Origin of the sequence: Bacillus sp. BS3(2021), from assembly GCF_021043345.1 — a bacterium.
GTDB lineage: Bacteria > Bacillota > Bacilli > Bacillales > Bacillaceae > Bacillus > Bacillus paralicheniformis.
On the sequence record NZ_JAJNDM010000001.1, the window covers coordinates 1,016,397 to 1,042,802 of the forward strand.

Genomic DNA, 26,406 nt, shown 5'->3' on the forward strand with positions numbered 1-26,406 from the left:
AATAGAGAAAGGGTGCCAGGAAAGGAGCGGATTCGTATGTTGAAAAAAATACAGATTCAAACAAACCGGCGCGATGAAATGCTTGATATTACAAATGACGTCCAAAGATTCATTTCAGAAAATGGCGTTTCCAGCGGCACTGTTATTGTCTACTGTCCGCATACAACGGCAGGCATTACGATTAATGAAAATGCCGACCCCGATGTTAAACGCGATATGCTGAGACGGTTCGATGAAGTGTATCCGTGGGAACATGAGCTTGACCGCCATATGGAAGGGAATACCGCGGCGCATTTGAAAGCGAGCACGGTCGGGGCATCGCAACATATGATCATTGAAGGGGGCTGGCTTGTCCTCGGGACTTGGCAGGGCATATATTTTTGCGAGTTCGACGGCCCGAGGCACCGGACATGCTATTTTAAAATCACAGCCGATTGAAAGGAGAAAATAAAATGAATCAGTTCATGGAACGTCTCTCTTTATCAAAGCCTGTGATCCAGGCGCCGATGGCGGGTGGACCGACAACACCAAGGCTCGCCGCCGCCGTATCAGATTGCGGCGGCTTAGGCAGCCTTGCATCCGGCTATTTGACGCCGGAAGTTCTTCAACAACAGATTCTGGAGACTAAAAAGCTGACATCAGCCGGGTTTCAAGTCAACCTCTTCATTCCGGAAAAACGGGAAAACGTCAGACGGGAAGAATATGAAGGGTGGAAAGAGAAGATACCTTATGCGCGTTCGGCTTCACCTGTGCCAGAAGAGAAACACGATTGGGACGATTTTTACGAGAAAATCGAAATCATTTTAAGGGAAGGGGTCAGCGCCGTTTCATTTACGTTTGGCCCGCCGCCGGCCGATGCCGTCAAAGAACTGAAAGACCGAAACTGCTGTTTAATGGGCACCGCCGTTTCGGTTGAAGAAGCCTTGATGCTTGAAGAATTGGGGATGGATGTCATCGTTGTTCAAGGAAGTGAAGCTGGCGGCCACAGGGGTGCCTTTTTGAAAACGAAGGGAGAACCCGCTGTCGGCTCGATGGCTTTAATTCCCCAAGCGGCAGATCATGTGTCGGTTCCGATTATTGCAGCGGGCGGCATTTTTGACAAAAGAGGTGTTGCGGCAGCTTTTGCCCTCGGCGCACAGGGCGTTCAAATCGGCACCGCTTTTTTGACGTGCGAAGAAAGCGGAACACACCCTGCATACAAACAAAAATTGCTCGAAGCGGTTGAAACAGACACAAGGCTGACCCGTTTGTTCTCAGGGAAGCCGGCAAGAGGCATCGTCAATCAATGGATGGAAGACAGGCGCCCGGACGAAGCTGAAGCGCTGCCTTATCCTCTGCAAAATACGCTGACGCAGCCGATGAGAAAACAGGCGAAGCTTGAAGGGAATCCGGACGGCATGTCATTGTGGTCCGGGCAGGGCGTGCGGGCCTCCGTCCGGCTAACGACGGTGAAGGAGCTGATGGATCAGCTTGCGCCTGCCGATGTGCTATCTGATCATTTGTATTAATGCAGGAATATCAACCCGTGTCACTTGAGAAAGCAGATAGGCGGACGTCTGTGCATGAGGCTTTCTCAGCCCGTTCAGTTTTTCAATGATCGTTTCGCCGCTTAAGATCCCCAGACCGTGTGCCGCATAGAGATTATTTTCAAGTAAAATAGCGTTTTCTCCGCGCCACTGCGGTCTTTCGGGATCGAATTCAGGGTTCTTGAAATACAGGCAGTCTCCCGGAAGGTAGTCGTTCCCCTTATCCGTATAGATCGGCAGCCGCTCATAATGCCAATCGTATAAAATGATTCTTTGATAATTCCGGTCAAATGTCTGATCGCCGATCGTTTTGAGGAGCGCCATATAAAAAATGATGACAATCGCAGTTGCGCACTCAAAAGCATAAAGAGAGCCGCTTTCAAAAATATTTCGAATCGCCTTTGAAGCCGGCGCTCTGTACTTCAACTCCAAAGCCCCCTCAGGCGTCACCCTCCAAAACTCTTCATTCCCGTATGTCTTTGAAAAGGTGGCAAACTTTGCTCCGCTGTTGATCAGCTCTCTGGCTGATTCGACGGTATGCACTCTGAATCTCAGCTCAAATAACAGTTCTGAGATTGAACCGTATCTATATCTGGACGGCATGGCCAGCATCCGGTTGGCAATGTCTCTTTGCGTCTGACTGACATTCAGTTTTTCGATATCCTCAGGACGGAGCCAGTAGCCCGAAACACTTATCATAGGATACACCCTTTTCCCTTTTTTATTAGCGTATGCCTGATGCTTGGGCAGGAAAACGGTCTAATTTTCCGCTTTTTTTACTTAAAAAATAGACCCCGTCTCCGATAAAAGTAGAGAAAGGGGAATCACACATGAAAAAGCTTTTAAATTGGATGAAACGGCCTTCTATTTCTAAAAAATTAATTTTTTCATTTATATTCATTTTAACAATTCCGATCTTGGTTCTTTCGGCTACTTCATATTTTACGGCCAGCAGCACGCTTGAGGATGAGATTTTGAGAAGTGCGAAAGACAATATCGATGAACTGAACGACATCATTCAGCAAGATATCGGCAGCAAGGAGACTTCTATTGCGTATTTCAGCGAATGGATTGATCAAAAAGCGTACAAAGAGAAAGGGCAGACCGCCATTAAACAGCGGTTTGAGCAATTTGCAAAACAAAATCCCGACGTCGAACTCGTATTCACCGGTTCGGAGGATAGCGTTTACGCACAATATCCGAATGCTCCATTGCCTGACGGGTATGACCCGGTAGAACGCGACTGGTACAAACAGGCTGTCCAGGAAAAAGGGAAAACGATTGTAACTGAACCTTATGAGTCTGCATCAACAGGCCATATGGTCGTCACGATCGCCAAGCAGAACAAAGACGGATCAGGAGTAGTCGCCCTTGACTTAAACATTGACAAGCTGATCAAATCGGCAAACAGCATCAGCATCGGAAAAACCGGCTATGCATTCATCATCGGCGAAGGGAAAACGTATGTCGCCCATCCGAAAATGAAAGCCGGCACAGAAGCAGAAGCCGATCTGACAGAGGAGATGTTCAGCAAAGAGAGCGGCTTGTTCACATTTAATGAAAAAGGCAAAGAAAAGAAAACGGTCTTCACGACCAATAAACTAACCGGCTGGAAAATCGGCGGAGAGATGAATACAGCAGAGATTAAAGACGCTGCACAGCCTGTGCTTCACATGGCAGTCATGACATTGGCAGGCGCGATTATTCTGGGCGGCATTCTTGTTTACTTTATCGTCCGCGCGATCAGCAAGCCTTTAAATCAACTCGTCTCTTCTGCAAAAAGCATCAGTGAAGGAGATCTGACACAAAAAATCGATGTCAGCTCCAGAGACGAATTCGGACAGCTGGGCGCAAGCTTCAACGAAATGGCTGACTCATTGCGTTCGCTGATCAGCACAATTCAGGAATCGGTCGACAATGTGGCATCTTCATCAGAGCAGCTGACGGCAAGCGCCGACCAGACAAGTAAAGCGACGGAGCACATTACATTAGCCATCGAGCGGTTCTCAAGCGGCGCTGAAAGTCAAAATGAAAAAGTCGAAGCGAGCTCACAGCGGCTCAGCCAAATGAATGACAAGCTGAATGAAATCGCAGGCGTATCGGAATCGATTACAGAATCCTCGGGTAAATCGACGGAAATTGCCGAAACAGGCGGAGAGCTCGTCCAACAAACCGTCGGGCAGATGAATTCGATCAACAAGTCCGTCAGACAGGCCGAACAGGTTGTCAAAGGGCTAGAAGCGAAATCGAAAGATATCACCGCGATCCTGCGCGTCATAAACGGAATCGCTGATCAAACGAATTTACTGGCGCTGAACGCCGCCATCGAGGCAGCGCGGGCCGGCGAATCAGGCAGAGGATTCTCGGTTGTCGCTGAAGAAGTCAGAAAGCTTGCGGCCCAATCAGCAGGATCGGCAAAAGAAATCGAAGAGCTGATTCAGGATATCGTCAAGGAAATCGAACATTCGCTCAACATGTTCAAATCGGTCAACCAAGAAGTACAGTCAGGGCTCGAAATTACGGAAGAAACGGAAACGAGTTTTAAACATATTTACGACATGACGAACGAAATCGCAGGCAAGCTGCAGACGATGAACGCCGCCGTAGAGCATTTGTCAACAGGTTCTCACGAAATATCCGACGCGGTCGAAGAGATCGCCGACGTATCGCGTGAAAGCTCTGCCGGCATTCAAGACATCGCTGCTTCAGCGGAAGAACAGCTGGCTTCAATGGAAGAAATCAGCTCATCCGCTGCGACGCTCGAACAAATGGCTGAAGAACTGCGCGACTTAACGAAAAAGTTTACAATTTGATGAAAAGAGGCTGCTGGTCAGCCTCTTTTTTAAGCTCTTTTTTAAGAATCTTCAGAAATACTTTTTAAAGTTTTTTAATATGCAAAAGTAAATGAAAGCTCCGATATTAGTTTCATAATCTAGAAGCTAAAGGAGTTATATCAAATGAAAAAGGTATTGGACTGGCTTAAACGTCCGTCTATCTCAAAAAGGCTGTTTTTCAGCTTTATATTGGTTTTAACTTTGCCGATTTTGGCCTTATCCTATAGTGCGTACCAAACGGCGGGAAGCTCTCTTGAAACGGAAATCATGAGAAGCGCGCGCGATAATGTCGAACAGCTGAATGAGATCATAGACCAGAATATCGGAAAGAAAGAGCAGGCTGTTTCCTTTTTCAGCGGCTGGGTGAATGAAAAGCTTTATCAAGAAAAAGGGAACGCATCACTTGTCGAGAGATTCGAGCAGTACGCCAAGCTGAACCAGGATGTGGAAGCGATCTACACAGGTTCAAAAGACGGCAAGTTCATCCGCTATCCCGCTGAAAAAATGGCGAAAGATTATAACCCGGCGGATAGGGACTGGTATAAGCAAGCCGTTGAAAATAAAGGAAAAGCGATTATCACAAACCCTTATAAAACAGCGTCGACCGGAACGATGGTCGTTACGATTGCAAAGCAGACGGAGGACGGCTCAGGGGTTGTTGCCGTTAACATGAAAATCGATGAACTTATCAAAGCGACAGAACGCGTCAACATCGGAAAAAGCGGCTTTGCGTTTATCTCAAGCAATGATAAAAAATATGTCGCTCATCCGAAGATCGAAGCCGGAACCGAAGGCAAAGGCGACTGGGTTACAAAAATGTACGGCAGTGAAAAAGGTGATTTTCAATATACATTTGAAGGAAAAGAAAAGAGAATGGCCTTTACGACGAACAAGCTGACCGGCTGGAAAATCGGCGGAACGATGTTCACGGATGAGATATCAGAGGCTGCTCAGCCTGTCTTCCACATGGCGATCATCATTTTGGCAGCCGCGATCGTGCTCGGCGGGATTCTCATCTACTTCATTATCCGCGGAATCAGCAAGCCGTTAAGCGAGCTCGTGTCATCCGCAAAGAGCATCAGCGGCGGCGACTTGACACAAAAAATCGCAGTCCGTTCAAAAGACGAATTCGGTCAGCTCGGTACAAGCTTTAATGAAATGGCCGAATCGCTGCGCTCTTTAATCAGCGTCATTCAATCATCAGTTGACAATGTAGCTTCTTCATCTGAAGAGCTTCATGCCAGCGCAGAGCAGACAAGCAAAGCGACTGAGCATATTACAATGGCCATTGAACAGTTTTCTGACGGTAATGAAAGCCAGAAAGAAAAAGTCGAAGCAAGCTCGCATCAGCTGAATGAAATGAACGACGGGTTATATGACATGTCAAAAACTTCAGCCGCGATTACTGATGCGTCGCTGAAATCGACTGAGATTGCAGGCAAAGGGGAAGAGCTTGTTCAAAAGACGGTCGGCCAAATGAACTCGATCGATCGGTCTGTCAAGCAAGCGGAAGCGGTCGTCAAAGGGCTCGAAGCCAAATCAAAAGACATCACAAGCATTTTGCGTGTGATTAACGGAATCGCCGATCAAACGAATCTGCTCGCGCTCAATGCAGCGATCGAAGCGGCAAGGGCCGGGGAATCGGGCCGCGGCTTCTCGGTAGTGGCTGAAGAAGTCAGGAAGCTCGCCGCACAATCCGCCGGTTCGGCGAAGGAAATTGAACATTTAATTCAGGAAATCGTCAAGGAAATCGACAACTCCCTGAACATGTTCAAATCGGTCAATCATGAAGTACAGTCAGGACTTCGAATCACAGATGAAACAGAGACAAGCTTCAAAACGATTTACGATATGACCAATGATATCGCAGGCAAGCTGCAGACGATGAATGCCGCTGTCGAACAATTGACGCAAGGTTCCCGCCAAGTCGCGGGCGCGGTCGAAGAAATCGCTGATGTATCGAAAGAAAGTTCGGCAAGCATTCAGGACATCGCCGCTTCAGCCGAGGAACAGCTCGCTTCTATGGAAGAGATCAGCGCATCTTCCACCACATTGGCGGAGCTGGCTGAAGAACTGCGTGATTTGACACGGAAATTTAAGATTGAATAGCTTTAAAACATCCGGTTTTCCTCCGGATGTTTTTTTAGTTATTTTAGACTATAAAAAGTTATAAAACGCGTATAAAAACTTTTAAAAGAATCCGATATTAGAAATATAACAGAAAAGAGGAGTCAACAATTCTATGGAAAATATTATAAATTGGGTGAAACGTCCCTCCATTGCAAAGAAATTAATTCTTTCATTCTTGCTTATTTTAACCGTTCCAATCATCGTCCTCTCCTATAGCGCGTATCAAACGGCAAGCAGTACGCTTGACGGAGAAATCATGGACAATGCGCGCGAAAACGTTAATCAGCTGAACGAAATCATCAATCAGAATATTAGCCAGAAAACAAATGCCATGTCCTATTTCAGCGGGTTCATTAAAGAAAACTCTTTTAAAGGAAAAGAAAGTGACGCTTTAAAAGTGAAATTCGAACAGTTCGCCAAGCTCCATCCCGATGTGGAAGGGATCTTTACCGGATCAAAGGACGGAAAGTTCATCCGCTACCCGGATCAGGAAATGCCGAGCGGATATAATCCGGTAGAGCGGGACTGGTATAAAAAAGCCGTCGAACACAAGGGCGAAGTCATTATTACAGACCCTTACAAAACGGCGTCAACCGGAACGATGGTTATCACCATCGCCAAGATGCATGAAGACGGATCCGGCGTGGTCGCCGTCAATATGAAAATCGAAGAGCTCATTAAAGCGACAGAACGCGTGACCATCGGGAAAAAAGGCTTTGCCTTTATCACCAGCGCCGATAAAAAGTTTGTCGCCCACCCGAAACATGATGCGGGCTCAGACATCGAAGGCAGCTGGGTTGAAAAATTATACGCCAATGACAAAGGAACAATCAAATATACGTCTGACGGCGAAAAGCAGATGGCATTCGCGACCAATAAACTGACCGGCTGGAAAATCGGCGGAACCATGTATATCACTGAACTAAAAGAAGCGTCACAGCCTGTGTTGAATGCAGCTTTGATTACGTTGGGCGTCAGCATCATCATCGGTGTGCTTCTGATGATTTTCATCATCAGATCGATCACAGGTCCGCTCCGCGAACTCGTTTCCTCTGCGAAAAGCATCAGCGGAGGCGACTTGACGCAAAAAATCACTGTCCGTTCAAAAGATGAAATCGGACAGCTCGGATCAAGCTTCAACGAAATGGCCGAATCGCTGAGCTCTTTAATCAGCGTCATTCAGACATCAGTTGAAAACGTCGCTTCTTCGTCAGAGCAGCTGACCGCGAGCGCGGATCAGACAAGCAAGGCGACAGAACATATTACATCTGCGATCGAACAATTTTCAAACGGAAACGAAAGCCAAAACGAGAAAGTGGAAGTCAGTGCACAGCAGCTGGCTGACATGAACAGCCAATTGCATGAAATGTCCAAAGTTTCAGCATCGATTACAGAATCATCCATTCAATCGACGGACATTGCCGGTACAGGCGGAGAGCTTGTTCAAAAAACGGTCGGACAAATGAATTCCATCGATCATTCCGTTAAACAGGCAGAATCCGTCGTGAAAGGACTTGAAAGCAAGTCAAAAGACATTACGGCAATCCTGCGGGTGATCAACGGCATCGCAGATCAGACGAATTTGCTCGCGTTGAACGCTGCAATTGAAGCCGCAAGAGCCGGTGAAGCCGGGAGAGGGTTTTCAGTAGTGGCTGAAGAGGTGCGCAAACTGGCTGAGCAATCCGCCTCATCGGCAAAAGAAATCGAAGCGCTCATTCAGGAAATCGTCAATGAGATCGGAAAGTCGCTGGACATGTTCCAGGACGTCAACCGTGAAGTACAGTCGGGACTTACCATCACAGATGAAACAGATACAAGCTTTAAGCAGATTTATGACATGACAAACGAAATCGCGGGCAAGCTGCAGACGATGAATGCGGCAGTTGAAGAGCTGTCAGAAGGGTCACAGCATGTCGCGGGAGCGGTTGAAGAAATTGCAGACGTATCGCGTGAAAGCTCAGGAAGCATTCAAGACATCGCCGCTTCGGCTGAAGAACAGCTCGCTTCAATGGAAGAAATCAGTTCTTCTGCGGCTACGCTTGAACAAATGGCTGAAGAACTGCGCGATTTGACGAAAAAATTTAAGATTGACTAAACATCAGGCTGCCGGCGATCCGGTAGCCTTTTACGCGGGAAAAGCATTTTTAAAAAGGGACGGGGAAGGGGATAAATAGGTTTAAACAGACTGTCATCTATCGTACACTGGTTGTACAGGAGGGATAAATCATGCGACTGGAAGGCAAGAAAGTGATCGCGCTTGTCAGCGATGACTTCGAAGATTTAGAACTGTGGTATCCAGTTTTAAGGCTGAGAGAAGAAGGCGCGATCGTACACCTCATTGGTGAAAAAGCGGATCATGAATATAAGGGCAAATACGGCGTACCTGCTGTCTCTGATTATGAGCTGAAAAGTGTGAATATTGAGGAATACGACGCAGTTCTGGTTCCGGGAGGCTGGGCGCCTGACAAGCTCAGAAGATATCCCGAGGTACTGGAGATGATTCGGTGGTTCAACGAAAGGAAGAAGCCTATCGGGCAAATCTGCCATGCCGGCTGGGTGCTGATTTCCGCAGGAATATTGGAAGGCAGGAAGGTCACAAGCACACCTGGGATCAAAGACGATATGGAAAATGCCGGAGCGGTATGGGTAAATGAAGCAGCGGTCGTCGACGGTCATATCGTGTCAAGCCGCCGCCCGCCGGACCTGCCGATCTATGTCAAAGCCTTTGCCGATCTTTTGGCGCAATCCTAAAACAAATGAGCCGCCCGTTCATTCGAATCGAGGCGGCTCATTTTTTATTTTTGATCAGCGGGGAAAACGAGACCGATCTGTTTGCGGGCTTCATCCATGACAGCCAAGGTGTTGATAGAGCGTTCAAATGTGTTGAGCGAAGACTCGATCCGCCCTTGTTTAATTAAATGAATGAATTCCTCTGTTTCATAAAACATGGCCGGTTTGTCATCCGGCAGCGTAAGATGTTCAACCCGTCCGTCCCGATAGCGGATGTCGACTTTTTCAGGTCGGTGGATTTTATCAATGACGATAGAGCCTTCCTCCCCTTGAATTTCAGCAGGAGTGAAGGAATTGGAGATTTTCGAGTGCATCAAAACAGCTTCATGCTCCTTGTATTTTAACAGCACTGTTCCTTCACCGTCCGCCCCCGACTCAAGGATCAGCCCGTTTGCTTTTACTTCGAGGGGCTTGCCGAACAGGACGATCGCGGGATGGACGCAATAGACGCCGATATCCATCAGGGAACCGTTCGATAAAGCCGGGTTAAATGCGTTTAAGATGGTTCCGTTTCTATAGGCGTCATAGCGGGAAGAGTATTGACAGTAGCTGGCTGTAAAACGGCGGACTTTGCCGATTTTGTGCAGGTTGCGTTCGATGTTTTTAAAATTCGGAAGAAATGTCGTTTTCATCGCTTCCATAAATGTCACGCGGTGTTCCTGCGCTGTTTTTACCATTTCTTCCGCTTCTTTGACATGGGACGCAAGCGGTTTTTCGCACAGGACGTGCTTTCCGCTTTTCATGAATGTGACGGCCTGTTCTTTATGTAAAGAGTTGGGACTTGCGATATATACCGCATCAATAACATCGCTCTCAGCCATTTCGCTGATATCGGTAAAAACCGCCTCGGCCCCGTATTTTTGCGCGAATTCACGTCCGCGCTCCCCGCTCCTTGAATATACCGCGGTTAATTGAAAATCGCCGACCAAACGGGCCGCTTCAAGAAACCGGTCGGTGATCCAATTTGTTCCGACTACCCCGAACCGTATCATGCTATTTTCCCCTTTCGCTGTAGGATATGTTTATTATACAGTGTTTTCTTTTGCCGGCGAAAGACAAAAAGCCGGAAGCACCGGCGTATATGTATATCATCAATAAACATTTGCAAGCGGAAAAAAAGACCAATAGCAATGGTTTTATTTTTAGTATGAGGAGTAATAGTGTACAATTTAATGTATAAAACCAACGTTAATGGAGGATCGCCATGGACTCTTTGAATATGTGGGGCGGCAGATTTAAGAAGTTTTTTTTAGACAATAAATTCGTTTTGTTTCTGCTCGTTCTGCTCTTGATCGGATTGAACATCCTTGTATTTACAAAAGCATCGTTTATTTTCACGCCTTTCATCGTTCTTGTGGAAACCATCGCCCTGCCTGTCGTGCTGACAGGTGTCGTATATTATTTGTTAAATCCGATCGTTGATTTTCTAGAGCGGAAAAATGTGAAAAGGATTTATTCGATTCTTCTTCTCTATATTGTGATCATCGGTCTGATCACGATTTCGATCGTCTCCGTTATCCCGCTGTTAAGGGAACAGATCACAAGCCTTGTCGATAATTTCCCAAGGTATGTCCACATTGTGGAAGACCAAATTAAACAGCTGATCGGAAGCCAGTTTTTTAATCAGGTCCAGCAGACGCTGAACATCAATCTGACCGATTTGGCAAGCAAATTATCCGATCAGGCCACCACTATTTTAAACAGCACATTTACCGGAGTGGGAACGTTCATAGGCGCCGTGACAGAAGTTGTGATTTCGATTGTGACCGTGCCGTTTATCCTGTTTTACTTATTGAAAGATGGTAAAAAACTGCCGCTCTTTATTTTGAAGCTCGTACCGGTCCGCTTGCGGGAACAGACGTATGTGATGATGTCCGAGATGAATCACCGGCTCAGTTCGTATATCAGGGGGCAGATCATCGTCAGCTTCTGTATCGGCTGCCTATTGTTTATCGGATATATGATCATCGGTCTTGATTACGCTTCCTTATTGGCCCTTGTGGCGGCGTGTACGAGCATCGTTCCGTATCTCGGACCGACGATTGCGATCACGCCGGCAATCATTATTGCCCTGGTTACTTCCCCGTTTATGCTTGTGAAGCTGATCATCGTTTGGACTGTGGTGCAGCTGTTTGAAGGAAAATTTATTTCGCCGCAAATTATGGGAAAAAACCTGCACATCCATCCGGTAACAATCATCTTTGTGCTGCTGACGGCAGCCAAGCTGTTCGGCGTGATCGGCGTCATTCTCGCCATCCCCGGATACGCGGTCATCAAAGTGGTGGTCACGCATTTGTTTGAATGGTTTAAACAGCGTTCACACCTTTATGAAAAAAACGAAGAAGTCTGAATCCCGCTTGCATAATCGGCTTTTAAAGGCGATATAAATAGTTTATTAGAGGACAAGTTTTATGAAGCGAAAGGAATGACATATGAACATTTGGGATATTTTTGTCGCCATCATACTCGGAATTGTTGAAGGATTAACAGAATATGCCCCTGTTTCGTCAACAGGGCATATGATCATTGTTGACGACGTCTGGCTGAAATCGAAAGAACTGCTCACGCCGGAGGCGGCGAATACCTTTAAAGTCGTGATTCAACTCGGCTCCATCCTCGCTGTCGCCATCGTATTTAAAGACCGGATTCTCAACCTCTTAGGTGTGAAGAAAAACATGACGGAAGAGCAGAAATCGGGAAACCGCCTTTCCATTGCCCAAATCGCTGTAGGACTTGTTCCCGCCGCTGTGCTCGGCTTTTTATTCGAAGACTATATTGATCAGTACCTGTTTTCCGTACACACCGTTGCGGTCGGTCTCATCGCCGGCGCGGTGCTGATGCTCGCGGCCGACTGGATTAACCGGCGCATGGAGACGACAGATTCGGTTGACCGGATGACGTATAAGCAGGCGCTCGGTATGGGGCTGTTTCAATGTCTGGCGCTCTGGCCGGGCTTCTCGCGCTCGGGTTCGACGATTTCGGGCGGTGTTATTCTCGGCTTGAACCACAGAGCGGCCGCCGATTTCACCTTCATCATGGCGATTCCGATCATGATGGGAGCCAGCCTGCTCTCTTTAATTAAAAACTGGGCATATTTAAGTGCAGACCTGTTTCCTTTCTTTATTACAGGGTTTATCAGCGCTTTTATTGTCGCTCTTTTTGTCGTCCGCTTTTTCCTCAGGCTGATCAATAAGATCAAGCTTGTCCCGTTTGCCATCTATCGCATCATTTTAGGGCTTCTTCTGTTCATTTTGTTTCTGTAAAATTACGAACCGATTTCCAGCTGGAAATCGGTTTTTATTATAGGTAAAAAGAATGATATCCTATTATTTCCCACTATAAAACTGCCTGCCAACTTACTATACTAGTAAGAGGGAGGAGATATTGAAATGTTTATTATCGCATGTCTATTGATTATCTTAGGTTTAATGCCTATTTTTTATAAAGCGAACCACAATACAAAAGATGTGAAAGTCAACACGATTTCGGTCGAGCGCGTCCAGGCTCCCGCTTTAAAGAAAAAGCTGAACATTCTTCATCTGTCTGATCTTCATTTAGAAAACATTTCGATTTCACCTGAACAGATTCTTGAACTTGCCAATAAAAAACGAGTGGATCTCATTGCTTTAACAGGAGATTTTCTTGATAGGAAACGAAATATACCAAAGCTTGCAAACTACTTAAAAGCTTTGCAAAAACTAAAGCCGGCATACGGGATGTACGCTGTATTCGGCAACCATGACTACGTATTGAAAGGTGAACACTTTCGGAAGCTGAAACGTGTGCTGGAAGATAACGGATGCATCACCCTTCGAAATCAGCATGTCTCGATTGAAGTGGAAGGTGAGGCACTCAACATTATCGGGATTGATGATTACAGCACGAAGCGAAGCGATATTGCCGCTTCATATAAAGAGCTGAAGGAAGGGTACAACCTTGTATTGACGCATGATCCGAACGTTGTGCTTGATATGCAGGAATTTCACTTTGACTATCTTCTGTCAGGGCACTTTCACGGCGGTCAGATTCATTGGCCGAAGCCTTATCATCTTCTGAAGATGGGAAAGCTTGTGCGAATGAATATGATTAAAGGTCTTCACTATCATCATGACAAACCGTTTTATATCAGCGAGGGATTGGGCCAGACGGGAGCGAATATCCGCATTGGAAGCCGTCCGGAAATGACGTTCCATCACATTTCATAAAAAGAAGAGGCTGTTCCTGTTTTGAGGGATCAGTCTCTTTTTTTTGTTATTTCTGCAGATAGGACTTGAACAATTTTTCTTTCGAGATAAACAAATATTGGGAAGGAGGAATTTTACGAAGAGAAAATTGCTTTGTTGTTAAATATAAAATCGGAATCTGCGTCAGTTTTTTAAAGACTCTGTAAAACTGGTTTGCGGGCTCAACGGCTTCAAAACCGAGCCTTTCAACGCCTTTATGCAGCGTCGTAATGCCGATGATGCCTTTGATTTGGTCTGTCCGGTGATGGTTTTTAACATATTCGGCCAGGATCGGCATTGAAAAGTACGCCTTTTGATAAATGAGGATGCCTCTTCTGACAGCGCTCTCAATATTTTGAAGCTCTTTGATCAGCTTAATATTATGCAGATGAATTTTGATCAGAACATCGTTCTTCTTAATAACCGTCCCATCGTTTAACACCACATCGATCCCTTTGTACCTTGTGAGACGGACGCGAAAAATGCTCGATTTCGTTTGATCAATGAGTGTCAGTCTTGAAAAAAAATAATAAAACGGGTCAATTACACTCCAAATCGACAAAAAACAGTTTCTCAAGTCGCCACTTTCCTTTCCTGAAAAAATACACTTATATTTTGGCTGGATATTTGAAAAATATAAATGGAAAACATTTTTCTTCTGAAATGGAGGATGGAGATGACAAAGATTCTGATTTTCCCTTTTTTAAGCATTTCCACCGGTCATCATCACGTTGCCGATTCACTGCAGGCAGAACTGCTTCTCAAATCCCATCAATGTGAAAAAATCGACATTTTTTCACATGCTTATCGGCGGCTTGAAAAAGCCTCTTCTGCGGCGTATTTGTCATGGATTCAGTATTTTCCGAAAGTCTACAGCTCGGTCTATCATCTCCTGGCGTGCGGGCGCCATCAAACCGCAAAGCGCCACCTCTTGTACGAGCTGATCTTTTTGAAGGATATGCAGCAGATCATTGCGGAAAAAAAGCCTGATATCGTGTTCTGTACGCATGCATTGCCCTCCTATTTGCTGAACCGCTTAAAAGGCCGATTTCCCGACATGAAAGTGGTCAATGTCTATACCGATTTTTTCGTCAACCGAATTTGGGGAAGAGAAAAGATTGATTATCATTTTGCGCCGATCAAAGACATCAAAGAACAGCTGATCGCAGAAGGCGTTGATGAAGAGAAGATTTTTTTGACCGGAATACCCGTGCATCGTTCCTATAAAATGGAGAGAAAGCCTGGGCAGAACGGGGACAAAAAAGCGGTGTGCAACATCCTCATAACCGGCGGAAGCATGGGGGTGGGCGGCATTTTTAAGCTTGTGCAGGAGCTGTCGCCGAATGGGGATGTCGCATACCAAATACTATGCGGAAAAAACCGAAAGCTCTACCGGTATGTTCATGATTTAAACAATCCATACATTACAGCGCTGCCTTATATCGAAAGCAAAGCAGAAATGAACCGTTTATACGAGGAGGCGTCGGGCATCATGACGAAGCCCGGCGGCGTCACGATCAGCGAGTGCATTGAAAAACAGCTTCCGGTATTTATCTACCATGCGCTGCCCGGACAGGAAGAGATGAATCTCGATATTCTGAAAAAGAAAAACCTTGTCATTGAACTGAATCAGCAAAAACAGGAGCCGATTGAACAGCAGCTGCTCTCCTTTTTCCGTTCGGAAGAAGACATCAGACGCTATCAAATGAGCGTTGGTCAATATTTGCGTGAAAAATCGGACCGGGATATCAGCGACATTTTAGACGGGATCATTCATAACCGGAGCGGTTTAGGGAATGCTCACGTATAAGGAAGGAGGAAGAACGATGTCTGAGAGCCGCAAGAAATCAGTCGTCATGTTGCTGATTGATTCATTAATGGATGAATCGCTTCAAGAAGCCGTGAAAACCGGACAGGCTCCTGGTCTGCGATATTTTCTGGAAAACGGGCGCTATGTCCCTGATATGATCAGCCCTTTTCCGACGATGTCCGTCAATGTTGACAGCACATTGCTTACAGGGGCGAGCAGCGACCGCCATAAAGTTCCGGGTCTTGTGTGGTACAACGCGAAGGAAAAACGGATCATCAATTATGGCAGCCATATTCGAGAGCTTCTGAAATTAGGCATCAAACAATCCTCCAGAGACGTCTTTTACAATTTGAATCAGGTTCATTTAAGCCAACAGGTGAAGACGCTTCACGAAGAGCTTGATGAAAAAGGAATTGAAACGTGCTCGATCAATGCACTTTTGCACAGGGGGAGCCGGGACGGCTATTTACAGGTTCCTTTTCTTTTTTCAATAATTTCCGGATTAAACCAATCAGTCAAAATCAACACGTCCCAGCTGTTCTCGTACGGCGGTTTTTCCAAAGTGAATCCGGCAAACCGCTCGCTTTTCAAAAAATTCGGCTTTAATGACCGGTTTTCTGCGAATGAATTGGTTCATCTGATCAAAACAAACAAAGTGCCGCCTCTTGCACTCGTCTATTTTCCCGATCTCGACCAGCACGTACATAAACACGGGAGAAACGACGCAGCAGGGGTCGCGAAAGCAGACCGGCATGTTCAAAAGATTTTAGACAGCTTTCCGTCATGGGAAGCCGCTTTAAAAGATCACATTTGGATCGTGATGGGGGATAACGGACAGGCCTGGATCAGCGGCAATAAAAAAGAAGCATTGATTGATTTGAGAAGCCTTCTGGACGCCTTTCGCATTGTGAAATTAAAGAAAGGCGTGGCGGACGATGACGACATCGTTCTTGCCGTTAACGAAAGAATGGCGTTCATCTATTCGCTCGATAAAGCGAAGCTTCCGCTCGCGAGGATCGCGGATATTCTGCAACAGGACGAGAGGATCGACATCATCGGCTGGAAAAATGAAACGGATTCAATTGAGGTCGTTTCGGGGGAGCAGCACGGGAAGCTCACATTTCGGCCGGGAGGCAAATACACGGATGAATTTGGACAAACGTGGACGCTGGAAGGGGATGTAAACATTCTCGATTTGACGGTCGAGCAAAGCAGCATGACATACGGAAAGTTTCCCGATGCGCTGGCCAGACTGTACACTTCATTTTTTTCGCATGAAGGCGACTTTTTGATCGCCAATGCAAAGCCTGGATACGAATTTATCGGCGAAGGGTCGCCGACGCACGTCGGAGGAGCCAGCCACGGTGCATTGCACAAGCAGGACTCCCTCGTATCCATGATCATCACCGGAACCGATACAAAGCCGGCATACAATCGCCTTGTCGACGTGAAAGAATGGATTCTCGATTTAGTCAAATCACTGGGAACGGGGCAATGACTAACCCCCTCTCCCAGTGATTATGACGGCTGTCTGATGCCTTTGACAAATGCTGCAAGCGCCGAAGCGATCATCACGAATAGTGAGACTGTTTTTATGATCGCCTGTAAGAGTGCATGTTCTACGACGATATTGGAGTGCACACATAAAGCCAAAATAAATATGGCAATCAATAATCCGTATTTTTCTCTCATAACCGTTTCTCCTTTCGGGCCGTCATCCTCCAAAGAACAGGTCGAGAATGTTTCCGGCGGTTGAAGATTGTTTGTTGTACAGTTCCGAATACCCGCAGTTTTTGCAATAAACGACGAGAAAACGGTTATGCTGCACATCGAACAATTTTGACAGGCCGGTGCCGGTCGTCGCGATTTCTTTTTGCCCCGCATCTGTACTTCCGCACTTGATACATCCTTTATGTTCACGCATAGCGCTTCTCCTTTCATGATGTAAAATCCAACCAACTTCATTATAATGGAATGTTCTTCAAAAGAAAATATTTCTCAGGAAATGACCGGTCGGAAAAGAGGGGAAAACAGACTGATCCTTTTTGCTTATAAAAATCTCTCGAAGACCGGTTATTTTATTTTTTCGTCGAAAAAACAATCCTTTTAACCTATTCATTCGCCTAGGACCATCCTGTAAGATAAACCTATTACAATATCATCCACTACAGGAAAATAGTTTTTATTGACTAGGATAAATGAAAGGGGCAGCTGCTTTGAGCGAAGGTTTTTGGGATTCAGTAGGCAACTTTTTGCACATATCCTACACGGAAAATGAACGAAAACGCGACGAGTATAAAAATTTATACGACTTTTTATCTGATAAAGAAAGCGATGTTAAGACGAAATTAGCAGAAGTTGATGCAAGTTTGAAAGCATACAACAGCAATCTCCCGGACTTGAAAATCCCTTCCCACGAATTTGAGGATACACGCCATGAAAAGGATGCCAAGCTGAAGGAATTGGTCAAGCATTTTAAAGATATGGTCGATGACATTCAAAGCGCCAAGTCGAAGGCGAAAAGCAAGTGGGAGTATTATAAAGCAAAAGCTGAAGCTGAAGAGAAAAAGGCGTAGAGGAGGAACAGCCGAGTCATGGACGGATATGGATACTACAACTATCAAGCGGCCAATCCGAAAGTAAGCGGAGAGACTGTGAAAATTTCACATAATGGAACAATAAAAGCGCATTCCCATGCGAAAGCGATCGAAAAACATGTTGGCGACTCGCTGAAAAAAGCAAAGGAATTGAAAGCGTATGTTGAAAGCGGAAAATGGAGCGGAAAAACCCGCGACGCATTTTTAAGCTACCTTGAGCTGATTATCGAATTGAATGCCGATATGAAAGACGCCTTGAAAGATCATACGGCTGCATTAGATGCACTGCAAATGCACATCGACGATTTTTCAAAGCTCAGTGAAGTGCAGGAAATCAAAAACTTATAACAGGGAAGGAGAATGACATGCAGGTGAAAGCAGATACGCTGTCGGCGGCAGAACTTTATGTTTTAGCAGGAGCAGCCGGAGTTACCTACATATTCGGTCTTCCGGAACGCGAACAGCTGGCCTTGGCTGAGCCGGATTGTGCAGTAAAAGCAAAAGAGAGCCTGATTGAAAAAGGCATCCTTTTAAAGGAAGGCAAGCTGACCAAGACCGCTTTTTTTCTGATTAAGCTGCTGAAGCAATATCAAGAAAGCGAAGAATTCGTGCGCTTTAATAACGTCATGTGCGCATTTTTGCCGGACGATGAGGAGCGCGTTGTCGCTCTGACTGAAAGAAGCCAGGGCAAAGGCTACACATTAGATTATTTGGAAAAGCGCGAAGTTTATTTATCGCTTATTTCCAACGTGTCATTTTTAGTAAGAGAGCCGCGTGATCAAGACCTCGCTTTTTTGACAAAACCGATGAGCGCCGCTGAAAAAGCCGAAGTCAGGGCAATGGATCTTGATCAAAAAGAAGTTCTTGCTGTGGAAACGTTCAAGCTTGCCTCGCAGCAAAAACCGGCAGACACCGGTTTCCAGACGACAACACTTTACTTTACAAAAGGCGAAGATTTCATCTCGGTTGATCCTTTAAATGATCGATATGAATGGATCAGCCTTTATATTATGAACAACCGGATCTATGACGCACTGCACATCAATTTCAGAGCAGGGAGGGCGATGCTATGAATGCAGAAGGCGGAGCAGGAGGCGGCGGTACAAACATCCACCTCGAGTTTGAAGAAATGATCACCATTTCCAATAAGCTGAAAAGCATCTGCGATATTTATACAGAAGGAGTTCAGAAAGAAATCAAAAACCTTTCAGAATCCGATTTTTATAAAGCCGGACAGGCATCAAAAGCGATTGAAAGCTACGCGGATATTCTCGGGAAGACGATGGAGCTGTTTGATAATTACTGTATAGCTTCCCATATTGTCAGTTATGCGATGGAGAAAATGTATGAAACAGATAAAGAGCTTCAAAAACTCTACAAGATTCAGAAATAGAAATGAGGCGATCATCTAAATGGATGTGAAATACGTACCGGAAGAATGGCAGGGCATGAAAGACGGGCTCGATGCGCTGACGGGCGGACCATATGGCGGCGGTATGAAAGCCGGCCTTATCAAACTCAACGATCTCTTGGAAGATATCGAATCCAAAATCAAAGACAAGGACAGCGACAGGTCGATCAGCTTTACCCACACAAGCAAAAAAAGCAAGATCGAGGAACTGTTTAAGGATTATCAAAAGCTGGCTGACTTTTGCCTGAAAGCCGGCAGTTTGGTGGAAGATCACATTGACAGCCCTTTTTATAAAAAAATAGACGCGTTCGCCGAAAAAATGCGCGGACTGACGATACATAATTACACGACCGCGAACCGGATCGGCTCCAAGGAAACCACTTACGTCGGATACGGCATGTCCAAACAAGCGGTCGAAACCGACAAAGCGAAAGTGAGCGTAAATGATATCTTCAAAGACTCGGAATCGTTTGATCACGTACTGAGCAAAGAATTTGAAGAATTCCAGATCAACCACCCCGACATCGAATTATCGTATGAAGAATACATGAAAGCGATTGCCTCTTCCCGCGGATTTGAATACGAATCAATCGGAGATGTCCAAAAAATCAGGAATTGTGGCGGGATCTTCTGGCCGGTGCAGGCATCATCGTGCTCACCATCTTTTGTGCACCGGCCGGTCTCACGGTGGCCGTCGCCTACGGAGGAGCCAATATTTCGAGCGCCGCAACCGGAAAAGACTGGATGACACAACGGGAGTTAAACACAGACGAAAGGGTTGAAAGAGGCGTGTTCGGCGCCCTTGACATCATCCCGGGGGCAGCCGCGGCAAAAGGTACATTTAAAAGCGCAGCCACAATCGGCCAAATTTCAAGCAAAACAGAACATATGGTACAATCTTTTAAAGACAGCAAAAACATCTGGGCGAACCGCATGAAGGTGAATGGGCTGAAAGCTCAAGACCGACTCAACGACGCAGGCTTCGCCATCAAAAAACAATTCGCCAAAAGCGCCGACGCTTTGAGCGATATTGCCCGCGGTGCAGAAGCAGGAGCCGGCGGCACCCTCGTCCGAAAAGGGTCCAATTACTCCGCCCACGTCAACGACGCCCATAAAGCGTCGAAAGCGAAGATGCAGGATTCGATTCAGCGGGTTGAGAAGGAGATTGAGGCTGGGAAGAGTGTTTCAAAGGGTACGGGTAATGTAAACTTAAAAAACATTGATGAGTTTATTGATGGTACCAAAACATTTGATGATGTTGTTGATGATTTTGCCCGACTATACAGTGAAAAAATTCAAACAAACAAAACTTGGTCATGGAATAAGTCATTTCATGGTGGAGAGTATTTAACTGCCCGCCAGCGCAAACTGATAAAAGAAAAAGCAATTGCAGATGGCCTGATTCCCAATGTAAATGTTATTAAAGCAGATGGAATGAGGTATGGTTTTGCAGATTTCAAGGGTGCTGGACTTGTGGTAGAGACTAAAGATTTACCAGAAAGTCTCTGGTTAAAGTCTGACGAGGCACAATTTGAATGGCTAGATAACGCAATTGGAGGAAGACCAGAAGGTATGACATGGCACCATACTGAAGTACCAGGTAAAATGGAGTTAGTACCTTTTGGAATACACAATATAACTATTCATAATGGTGGAAGATCTACTGGAATGTGGGCAGATGCTCCGAGATAGCATTTAGAAAGGAGAAGAAATATGAAAATAAAACAGGACACTATAGTAAGGCCATTGCCTTCAGAGGAATTAATAAAGAATCATGAAAAGTTTTGGAGACTTTCATTACCACAGTCTTTCTTAGAATTTATAAAAGAAAATAATGGAGTAGAGGTTGAGGAAGCAACATTTGAGTGTAACAATCGTGGTTATGCGTTAGAAAGGTTTTTGTGTATATTAGATGATATTGAGAATCATCCAAAAGGAATTTATGATATAGATGTTGTATTTTCACAAATAGGTGAAAGGTTAACTGATAACGAAGACTTATTAGGAGCAGAGGTGTTGCCAATAGCTAGTGTATTTGCGGGTGACTTTGTATGCTTAGATTTTAGAACGGATAAAAATAATCCATCTGTGTGTGTATGGTCTCATGAAGAATCCGGTGAATTTGAGCCTGTTACGTATAATGTGGCAGATAACTTTACTGAATTTTTAAAGATTCTTGAATAGAAATAAGAAGAATTCAAGTTGAAATTACAAGAAAATAATGTGATGTTAATAATGGATAGATTAAATAACAAAGAAGAAGCACCTGATTGCCTATTAAGCAACAGGTGTTTTTATAAAAGTTTTAGATTTTGGTCAACATAGATGATTCATTAATAAAATTCATAGCTCATGATGGTTGTACCATCTGGAGTTGTATAACAATATTTTGTTATGAAAATAAGTACGGTAATTAGGTGAGACGCCATTTTTAACATACGAGTATTGTTACAGATGACAAAACAAACACTTACAAAATTAAACATTCTCATTGGTTTAGTGATAGAAATAGTAATGAACTCTTGTATGTAGCTAAATATAAAGCATTTGATTGCCTTTTAGGTAATAGGCGTTTTTGTGTTGTTGGCAGTAGCAGGGGGACGCACCCTCCTCCGAAAAGGGTCCAACTACTCCGCCCACGTCAACGACGCCCATAAGGCTTCGAAAACGAAGATGCAGGATTCGATTCAGCGGGTTGAGAGAAGGAGATTGAGGCTGGGAAGAGTGTTTCAAAGGGTACGGGTGATGTTACACCTAAAAAGAAATCTGTACCAGACTGGCTTAAAGAGCGTTGGGAAGCAGGTAATAATTTTAATAAGGAAAATCGTCCTCGTTACCCTTATAATGAGGTAGAGTTGGAAGCAAAAGAAGTAGGGGGCAAAAAGTACGTAGTTGACTCATATGCACCCAACAAGGAAATAGTATCGAGAAAATTCACTCAACTTAGTGAAGTGCAAGAAAAGACAGCTAAGAGTTACTTAAATGAAATCACAAAAAAATATTCTTCGGGTTCTAAAATATCAAATGGTACTTTTAATCCTAACGCTCTCAAAGGAGGGCGACTTAAAGGTGAATTAATATTAGAAATACCTGTTCAAAATAAACCAATTCCGCAAACAATTCTTGATGAGGCAACAAAAAACAGGATTATTATTAGGGATATTAAGGGGAAGGTGTATAATTGACTATGAAAATTTATTATTGTGACGAATGGTCGGACATCAAAAAGAAGCCTTGGAACATACTTGATGACCGTACTGCATACACATACCATCAAAAACAAGAACCATATACGGCGGTATTATTAGAGGATGAGAAACCTAAGTATATTGTAAATGTTACAAATGAATGGGTTTCGGTGGGGTTTTATGATGACCTGATTCGTAAGTATTTAAATTATGATTTTGAAGTTATGAGTGATGGTAAGATTTTTTTAAGAACAGCCATGTATTGGGAATATGATGATGAAACTGACACGGAAGTAAGTAGCTTGATTTTGGGCTTCCGAGAAGATGGCTATATAGCAATGGAAAAGAGAGATTTAAAGACCGGTTCAGTCGAGGAGCGCGAAACTAGCGATACCCTTGAAAGAAACTGGGATGCATTTCCTGAATTTGGTCATTACAATCATTTATGCAAAGAGGAAAGGTAACGTGTTTAGAGCACTCTAGTGCCTAAACTAGTTATACGAAAGGGTTTTACGTACAGGCATATAAAGCAAGTGAACTAAAATACAATTAAAATATTTGAGTTGGACAAAAAGAGCAATGATACGTTTGAAAATAGAGACTCCATGAAGGTACTTCCATCATGGAGTTTTATTTTATATAGGAATAATAAGAAAAGTACGAGAATTGGGTGATTTGACATTTTACATGGTGTGGGGACTTATGATACTGCAAAACCTACAAACTAAAGACAATGAGAAAGCTCGTAATGCTAAAGGTGGTAACGATACGGATACATAAAGATAGTGAATAATAAAAAGTGAAGATTTATGAGTGAGACAATAAGAATGTGATTTGTTTGAGAATCGAAAGCTCATGATGGTTGTACCGTCATGGAGTATCGTTTTAATACTTGGATAGTAAGAAAAGTACGATACTTAGGCGAGATGACATTTTACATGACAGCGGTAGTTATGACATGGATTGGCTAATAAACTAACGAGAATGACAAAGCTCGTGGCAATAAACAATGGATAACGTGAAAGGGCGTTCTATTACTGCTTTGGATTAAAAAAATTGGGTTGTGTTTTTACTAAAGACGGCCGTATAATACTCGCTATTCCTTTAAAAAGCGTTACATAAATTTTAATTACCGTAACGGGAGGGTGAAAAGTTGAACGTTGTTGGGTATATACGAGTCTCAACTCAAGGACAAGCAAGAGATGGATACAGTTTGAAGTATCAAGAAGACGAAATCAAAGCATATTGTAAGGAACAAGGCTTAAACTTGATTCATATTTATAGAGATGAAGGAATTAGTGGTGCCAAACTAAATGAAGAAGCATTGGAAATAGACAGGGTGGGCTTATAAGAAATGTTGGCTCACCTTTCGTCTGTCCGGATTGATTATGTGATAGTGCTGAACACAAGCAGATTATGGAGGTCGGATATTGTGAAGGTGTTGATACAGCGAGAGTTGAAGAGATATGGCTGTGATATAAAGAGTATTGAACAGCCATTTTACAGTATCCATAAGAAAGACCCAAACGATTTTTTGGTCAATGGCTTAATGGAGTTAATAGACCAATATCAACGGCTTGAAATTGCCCTCAAACTAACGAAGGGAAGAAATAAAAAGGCAAAGGAAGGTGGTTATGCAGGAGGAAGGGTAACATTTGGCTATATGAAACAAAAAGGTGAAAAAGAACTAAAGATACATAACAATCATGCAGAAGTAGTGAAACGGTTGTTTGAGCTTAAACAGATACATAGAAAATGGTCACAGTCTAGATTGGCAGAAGCATTAAATGATGAAGGCTATCAAACAACTCAAGGGAAAGCATTTACGAAAGTACAAGTGAAAAGAATTTTAGACCGAGAAAGTTTTTATCAAGGGATTTATACATACGGACAAAAACAAGCAAATGGGAAACATGAAGCAATAATTTAATAGGTTACTTAAAAAAGGGATTCATTTTCTAATAAGTTCTTATGAAGCGATGAAAATGGATAGGCTTTCGTACCAATGCGCATCGGATGGTGAACGCTCGAACTAGGTTGCCGGCATTTTCATTCAATAATTGACAACTGAATAGGAGGATGAACCATGCATGAAAAGCAGAAACACATTTATGTGGGTGTAGACTTACATAAACATCATCATGTGGCAGTGATTATTAATTGTTGGCAGGAGAAGCTTGATGAAATAAAGGTTGAAAATAAACCGTCCGCTTTCTCAACATTTTTACTAGATATTGATAAACAGACAGAAGAAGGGTTGACACCTGTATTTGGATTAGAAGATGTGGGTGGCTACGGTCGGGCACTGGCACAATATCTAACGGACCATGGACAAGTTGTAAAAGAGGTTAACCCAGCACTTTCATATGCTGAACGAAAAAGCCATGTGACCGTACAAAAAAGTGATAGCTGGGATGCGGAATGTGTGGCTAGAATATTGGTAAGACAACTTAGCCATTTGCCAGATGCTAAGCCACATATATTGGTCGATACAACAATTGGTCACTAGAAGAAATGCATTGGTGAAGGCGCAAGGTGCTTTGAAGAATCAATTGCATATTCAATTGAGTCACCATTACCCTAGCTATAAGAAGTTTTTCTCCGGGTGGATGGGAAAACAGCTTTAGCATTTTGGGAACGATACCCATCACCGTCTTGTTTAGAAGGTGTGAGTATAAAACAATTGACCACCTTCTTATTAGAAGTAAGCCATAATACTTGTTCGGTGAAAAAAGCGAATGAAATATTGAAGCTAGTAATAGAAGATGGGAACACAACAAAAGAACATCAGGAAACTCGAAACTTTTTGGTAGAAAGCATTGTGCGCCACATTTTGTTTGGAAAGCAGGAAATAGGCAAGGTGGAAAGAGAATTAAAAGAGTTAATGAGCTTACTAGACTTTCAACTAGACTCCATGCCAGGCATTGACCTCGTTACAGCTTCCGCATTAATTGCAGAGATAGGTGATGTAAGACGTTTTCCTAATGCCAACAAATTAGCACGATTTGCGGGTATTGCGCCTGTTTACTTTGGCTCTGGCGGGAAAGGCAAGGAACAAAAAAGCAAACATGGAAATCGGGCGCTACACGCTTTATTTTACAACCTCGCAGTACAACAAGTGCAAGTAGCAAAAGGAAGTAAACTACCACGTAACCCAGTGTTCCATGCTTACTACCAACGAAAACTGAAAGAAGGCAAAACAAAGGGACAAGCATTGGTATGCATAATGAGAAGGCTTGTGAACATTGTTTATGGCATGATGAAACATAAAACTACCTATAAATTGCCGATAGTACACGAGAAAGAAGTAGTTTAATAAAGTGGTAAAATGGCTGACTTTTTTATTTTTAGCTTTTAAGATTACAACATAGGGTACAGGTAAAGTATATCCAACGAGACAAATAGATTCAGTTGCAGAAGCGCATATAATTGATAGAGTGAAAGAGTTGAGAGGCAATTTAACGAGTAGATATAAAAAGTCGGGTAATTTTGCTATTGCAGAAGTTAATGTGAGTGGGATAAACAAGTCTGAGTTTTATGCTCAAAGCAGCATAAATAAACTTAAAGGAAGTCTTGAGGATAAAGTCCCTGATATTTCTTTGCAACCTGAAAATCCAATGTTTAAAGCTACCAAAGCTGTCGGCAAAGATGGAGAAAGTTATTTAAGGGATACAGATACGGAATATAAAATATTAAATGATATTGCTTCTAGACTTGGCGAGAATACACAAGCTACAGGGAAAATTAAGTTGTTTACGGAATTGGACACTTGCGACAGTTGCAGTAAAGTCATAGCAGAGTTTGCTGCTAAATATAGAAATATTGAATTAGAAGTTATACATAACAATGGTAATAGAATTATTCCTTAAACTTATTTTTAAAGTTTTATTGGAGGAG

At 43.9% G+C, this 26,406-nt stretch carries 24 protein-coding genes and 4 pseudogenes; 23 read left to right on the top strand and 5 right to left on the bottom strand.

Annotated elements, in window-relative coordinates; translation table 11 throughout:
* The first annotated feature begins 36 nt into the window (after window positions 1-36).
* On the top strand, window positions 37-438 hold the full coding sequence (locus LQ247_RS05060) for a secondary thiamine-phosphate synthase enzyme YjbQ (protein ID WP_145608184.1): 402 nt from the start codon (window positions 37-39) through the stop codon (window positions 436-438).
* Between the two features lie 14 nt (window positions 439-452).
* A complete protein-coding gene (locus LQ247_RS05065; RefSeq protein ID WP_023856121.1) occupies window positions 453-1,508 on the top strand; it encodes a nitronate monooxygenase in 1,056 nt (351 codons plus the stop codon).
* Here the strand turns inward: LQ247_RS05065 and LQ247_RS05070 are convergent.
* Window positions 1,488-2,225, bottom strand: coding sequence for a protein-glutamine gamma-glutamyltransferase (locus LQ247_RS05070; protein ID WP_020452748.1), 738 nt, complete (start codon window positions 2,223-2,225; stop codon window positions 1,488-1,490). The two genes, LQ247_RS05065 and LQ247_RS05070, sit on opposite strands and share 21 nt — an antisense overlap.
* A gap of 152 nt (window positions 2,226-2,377) precedes the next feature.
* Between LQ247_RS05070 and tlpB (LQ247_RS05075) the strand changes: the two genes are divergently transcribed.
* From tlpB (LQ247_RS05075) to LQ247_RS05090, 4 genes are all read left to right on the top strand, one after another.
* Window positions 2,378-4,339: a methyl-accepting chemotaxis protein TlpB gene (gene tlpB, locus LQ247_RS05075; protein ID WP_442860827.1), complete on the top strand. Its 1,962-nt coding sequence runs from the start codon at window positions 2,378-2,380 to the stop codon at window positions 4,337-4,339.
* A gap of 144 nt (window positions 4,340-4,483) precedes the next feature.
* Window positions 4,484-6,469, top strand: a complete 1,986-nt coding sequence (gene tlpB / locus LQ247_RS05080) for a methyl-accepting chemotaxis protein TlpB (RefSeq protein WP_144498830.1) — start codon at window positions 4,484-4,486, stop codon at window positions 6,467-6,469.
* Between the two features lie 133 nt (window positions 6,470-6,602).
* A complete protein-coding gene (gene tlpB, locus LQ247_RS05085; protein ID WP_145608192.1) occupies window positions 6,603-8,585 on the top strand; it encodes a methyl-accepting chemotaxis protein TlpB in 1,983 nt (660 codons plus the stop codon).
* A 131-nt stretch (window positions 8,586-8,716) separates the two neighbouring features.
* Window positions 8,717-9,241, top strand: a complete 525-nt coding sequence (locus tag LQ247_RS05090) for a type 1 glutamine amidotransferase domain-containing protein (RefSeq protein WP_025809689.1) — start codon at window positions 8,717-8,719, stop codon at window positions 9,239-9,241.
* Between the two features lie 44 nt (window positions 9,242-9,285).
* Here the strand turns inward: LQ247_RS05090 and LQ247_RS05095 are convergent, their stop codons facing one another.
* A complete protein-coding gene (locus LQ247_RS05095) occupies window positions 9,286-10,272 on the bottom strand; it encodes a Gfo/Idh/MocA family protein (protein WP_144498826.1) in 987 nt (328 codons plus the stop codon).
* Between the two features lie 212 nt (window positions 10,273-10,484).
* On the opposite strand from LQ247_RS05095, the gene LQ247_RS05100 reads away from it, so the two are divergent.
* The 3 genes from LQ247_RS05100 to LQ247_RS05110 all read left to right on the top strand — a co-directional run bounded on the left by LQ247_RS05100 (window position 10,485) and on the right by LQ247_RS05110 (window position 13,485).
* Window positions 10,485-11,630 (top strand): AI-2E family transporter, encoded by a 1,146-nt coding sequence (locus LQ247_RS05100; protein WP_025809685.1) that lies wholly within the window; start codon window positions 10,485-10,487, stop codon window positions 11,628-11,630.
* Between the two features lie 82 nt (window positions 11,631-11,712).
* Window positions 11,713-12,543, top strand: a complete 831-nt coding sequence (locus LQ247_RS05105; protein ID WP_231005636.1) for an undecaprenyl-diphosphate phosphatase — start codon at window positions 11,713-11,715, stop codon at window positions 12,541-12,543.
* A gap of 126 nt (window positions 12,544-12,669) precedes the next feature.
* Window positions 12,670-13,485, top strand: a complete 816-nt coding sequence (locus tag LQ247_RS05110; RefSeq protein ID WP_020452740.1) for a metallophosphoesterase — start codon at window positions 12,670-12,672, stop codon at window positions 13,483-13,485.
* 46 nt (window positions 13,486-13,531) lie between these two features.
* On the opposite strand, the gene LQ247_RS05115 is transcribed toward LQ247_RS05110, so the two are convergent.
* Window positions 13,532-14,080, bottom strand: a complete 549-nt coding sequence (locus tag LQ247_RS05115) for a YkoP family protein (protein ID WP_023856115.1) — start codon at window positions 14,078-14,080, stop codon at window positions 13,532-13,534.
* A 99-nt stretch (window positions 14,081-14,179) separates the two neighbouring features.
* Here LQ247_RS05115 and LQ247_RS05120 point away from each other — a divergent pair, with 99 nt between their 5' ends.
* Together LQ247_RS05120 and LQ247_RS05125 are read left to right on the top strand one after the other, a co-directional pair.
* Window positions 14,180-15,313 carry an MGDG synthase family glycosyltransferase gene (locus LQ247_RS05120; RefSeq protein ID WP_035337557.1) on the top strand — a complete coding sequence of 378 codons (1,134 nt, stop codon included), beginning with the start codon at window positions 14,180-14,182 and terminating at the stop codon, window positions 15,311-15,313.
* Window positions 15,314-15,329: 16 nt separating this feature from the next.
* Entirely contained in the window at window positions 15,330-16,811 is a 1,482-nt protein-coding gene (locus LQ247_RS05125; protein ID WP_231005637.1) for an alkaline phosphatase family protein, read from the top strand.
* A gap of 20 nt (window positions 16,812-16,831) precedes the next feature.
* Here LQ247_RS05125 and LQ247_RS05130 read toward each other — a convergent pair whose 3' ends face one another.
* Complete coding sequence (locus LQ247_RS05130; RefSeq protein WP_020452736.1) at window positions 16,832-17,005, bottom strand: hypothetical protein; 174 nt, start codon at window positions 17,003-17,005, stop codon at window positions 16,832-16,834.
* Window positions 17,006-17,027: 22 nt separating this feature from the next.
* Window positions 17,028-17,237: a zinc ribbon domain-containing protein gene (locus LQ247_RS05135; RefSeq protein WP_003184724.1), complete on the bottom strand. Its 210-nt coding sequence runs from the start codon at window positions 17,235-17,237 to the stop codon at window positions 17,028-17,030.
* Between the two features lie 292 nt (window positions 17,238-17,529).
* Between LQ247_RS05135 and LQ247_RS05140 the strand changes: the two genes are divergently transcribed.
* From LQ247_RS05140 to LQ247_RS05200, 12 genes and pseudogenes are all read left to right on the top strand, one after another.
* Window positions 17,530-17,889 (top strand): hypothetical protein, encoded by a 360-nt coding sequence (locus tag LQ247_RS05140; RefSeq protein ID WP_023856112.1) that lies wholly within the window; start codon window positions 17,530-17,532, stop codon window positions 17,887-17,889.
* An 18-nt stretch (window positions 17,890-17,907) separates the two neighbouring features.
* A complete protein-coding gene (locus tag LQ247_RS05145; RefSeq protein WP_020452734.1) occupies window positions 17,908-18,258 on the top strand; it encodes a WXG100 family type VII secretion target in 351 nt (116 codons plus the stop codon).
* Between the two features lie 17 nt (window positions 18,259-18,275).
* The gene (locus LQ247_RS05150) at window positions 18,276-18,983 is read left to right on the top strand and encodes a DUF5081 family protein (protein WP_020452733.1); all 708 of its coding nucleotides are present in this window, start codon (window positions 18,276-18,278) and stop codon (window positions 18,981-18,983) included.
* Window positions 18,980-19,303 (top strand): hypothetical protein, encoded by a 324-nt coding sequence (locus tag LQ247_RS05155; protein ID WP_003184717.1) that lies wholly within the window; start codon window positions 18,980-18,982, stop codon window positions 19,301-19,303. Before LQ247_RS05150 ends, LQ247_RS05155 begins: the two co-directional genes overlap by 4 nt.
* A gap of 19 nt (window positions 19,304-19,322) precedes the next feature.
* Window positions 19,323-21,013, top strand: a pseudogene (locus tag LQ247_RS22165) (HNH endonuclease).
* 21 nt (window positions 21,014-21,034) lie between these two features.
* Window positions 21,035-21,505: an SMI1/KNR4 family protein gene (locus LQ247_RS05170; protein ID WP_144498321.1), complete on the top strand. Its 471-nt coding sequence runs from the start codon at window positions 21,035-21,037 to the stop codon at window positions 21,503-21,505.
* A 402-nt stretch (window positions 21,506-21,907) separates the two neighbouring features.
* Window positions 21,908-22,054 (top strand): annotated as a pseudogene (locus LQ247_RS22260) (hypothetical protein); the annotation flags it as partial.
* Between the two features lie 122 nt (window positions 22,055-22,176).
* Window positions 22,177-22,506: a hypothetical protein gene (locus LQ247_RS22265; protein ID WP_231005641.1), complete on the top strand. Its 330-nt coding sequence runs from the start codon at window positions 22,177-22,179 to the stop codon at window positions 22,504-22,506.
* Window positions 22,507-22,508: 2 nt separating this feature from the next.
* Complete coding sequence (locus LQ247_RS05185; protein WP_020452727.1) at window positions 22,509-22,973, top strand: hypothetical protein; 465 nt, start codon at window positions 22,509-22,511, stop codon at window positions 22,971-22,973.
* Between the two features lie 689 nt (window positions 22,974-23,662).
* Window positions 23,663-24,439 (top strand): annotated as a pseudogene (locus tag LQ247_RS05190) (recombinase family protein).
* 156 nt (window positions 24,440-24,595) lie between these two features.
* Window positions 24,596-25,825: pseudogene (locus tag LQ247_RS05195) on the top strand (IS110 family transposase).
* Between the two features lie 121 nt (window positions 25,826-25,946).
* Entirely contained in the window at window positions 25,947-26,378 is a 432-nt protein-coding gene (locus tag LQ247_RS05200; RefSeq protein ID WP_020452725.1) for a deaminase domain-containing protein, read from the top strand.
* The last annotated feature ends 28 nt before the right edge of the window (window positions 26,379-26,406 follow it).

Bases quoted from the DNA above. Each gene is read 5' to 3' on its own strand.
- LQ247_RS05060 (WP_145608184.1), top strand. From the start codon at position 37: ATGTTGAAAAAAATACAGATTCAAACAAACCGGCGCGATGAAATGCTT.
- LQ247_RS05065 (WP_023856121.1), top strand. From the start codon at position 453: ATGAATCAGTTCATGGAACGTCTCTCTTTATCAAAGCCTGTGATCCAG.
- LQ247_RS05070 (WP_020452748.1), bottom strand. From the start codon at position 2,225: ATGATAAGTGTTTCGGGCTACTGGCTCCGTCCTGAGGATATCGAAAAA.
- tlpB (WP_442860827.1), top strand. From the start codon at position 2,378: ATGAAACGGCCTTCTATTTCTAAAAAATTAATTTTTTCATTTATATTC.
- tlpB (WP_144498830.1), top strand. From the start codon at position 4,484: ATGAAAAAGGTATTGGACTGGCTTAAACGTCCGTCTATCTCAAAAAGG.
- tlpB (WP_145608192.1), top strand. From the start codon at position 6,603: ATGGAAAATATTATAAATTGGGTGAAACGTCCCTCCATTGCAAAGAAA.
- LQ247_RS05090 (WP_025809689.1), top strand. From the start codon at position 8,717: ATGCGACTGGAAGGCAAGAAAGTGATCGCGCTTGTCAGCGATGACTTC.
- LQ247_RS05095 (WP_144498826.1), bottom strand. From the start codon at position 10,272: ATGATACGGTTCGGGGTAGTCGGAACAAATTGGATCACCGACCGGTTT.
- LQ247_RS05100 (WP_025809685.1), top strand. From the start codon at position 10,485: ATGGACTCTTTGAATATGTGGGGCGGCAGATTTAAGAAGTTTTTTTTA.
- LQ247_RS05105 (WP_231005636.1), top strand. From the start codon at position 11,713: ATGAACATTTGGGATATTTTTGTCGCCATCATACTCGGAATTGTTGAA.
- LQ247_RS05110 (WP_020452740.1), top strand. From the start codon at position 12,670: ATGTTTATTATCGCATGTCTATTGATTATCTTAGGTTTAATGCCTATT.
- LQ247_RS05120 (WP_035337557.1), top strand. From the start codon at position 14,180: ATGACAAAGATTCTGATTTTCCCTTTTTTAAGCATTTCCACCGGTCAT.
- LQ247_RS05125 (WP_231005637.1), top strand. From the start codon at position 15,330: ATGTCTGAGAGCCGCAAGAAATCAGTCGTCATGTTGCTGATTGATTCA.
- LQ247_RS05130 (WP_020452736.1), bottom strand. From the start codon at position 17,005: ATGAGAGAAAAATACGGATTATTGATTGCCATATTTATTTTGGCTTTA.
- LQ247_RS05135 (WP_003184724.1), bottom strand. From the start codon at position 17,237: ATGCGTGAACATAAAGGATGTATCAAGTGCGGAAGTACAGATGCGGGG.
- LQ247_RS05145 (WP_020452734.1), top strand. From the start codon at position 17,908: ATGGACGGATATGGATACTACAACTATCAAGCGGCCAATCCGAAAGTA.
- LQ247_RS05150 (WP_020452733.1), top strand. From the start codon at position 18,276: ATGCAGGTGAAAGCAGATACGCTGTCGGCGGCAGAACTTTATGTTTTA.
- LQ247_RS05155 (WP_003184717.1), top strand. From the start codon at position 18,980: ATGAATGCAGAAGGCGGAGCAGGAGGCGGCGGTACAAACATCCACCTC.
- LQ247_RS05170 (WP_144498321.1), top strand. From the start codon at position 21,035: ATGAAAATAAAACAGGACACTATAGTAAGGCCATTGCCTTCAGAGGAA.
- LQ247_RS05185 (WP_020452727.1), top strand. From the start codon at position 22,509: ATGAAAATTTATTATTGTGACGAATGGTCGGACATCAAAAAGAAGCCT.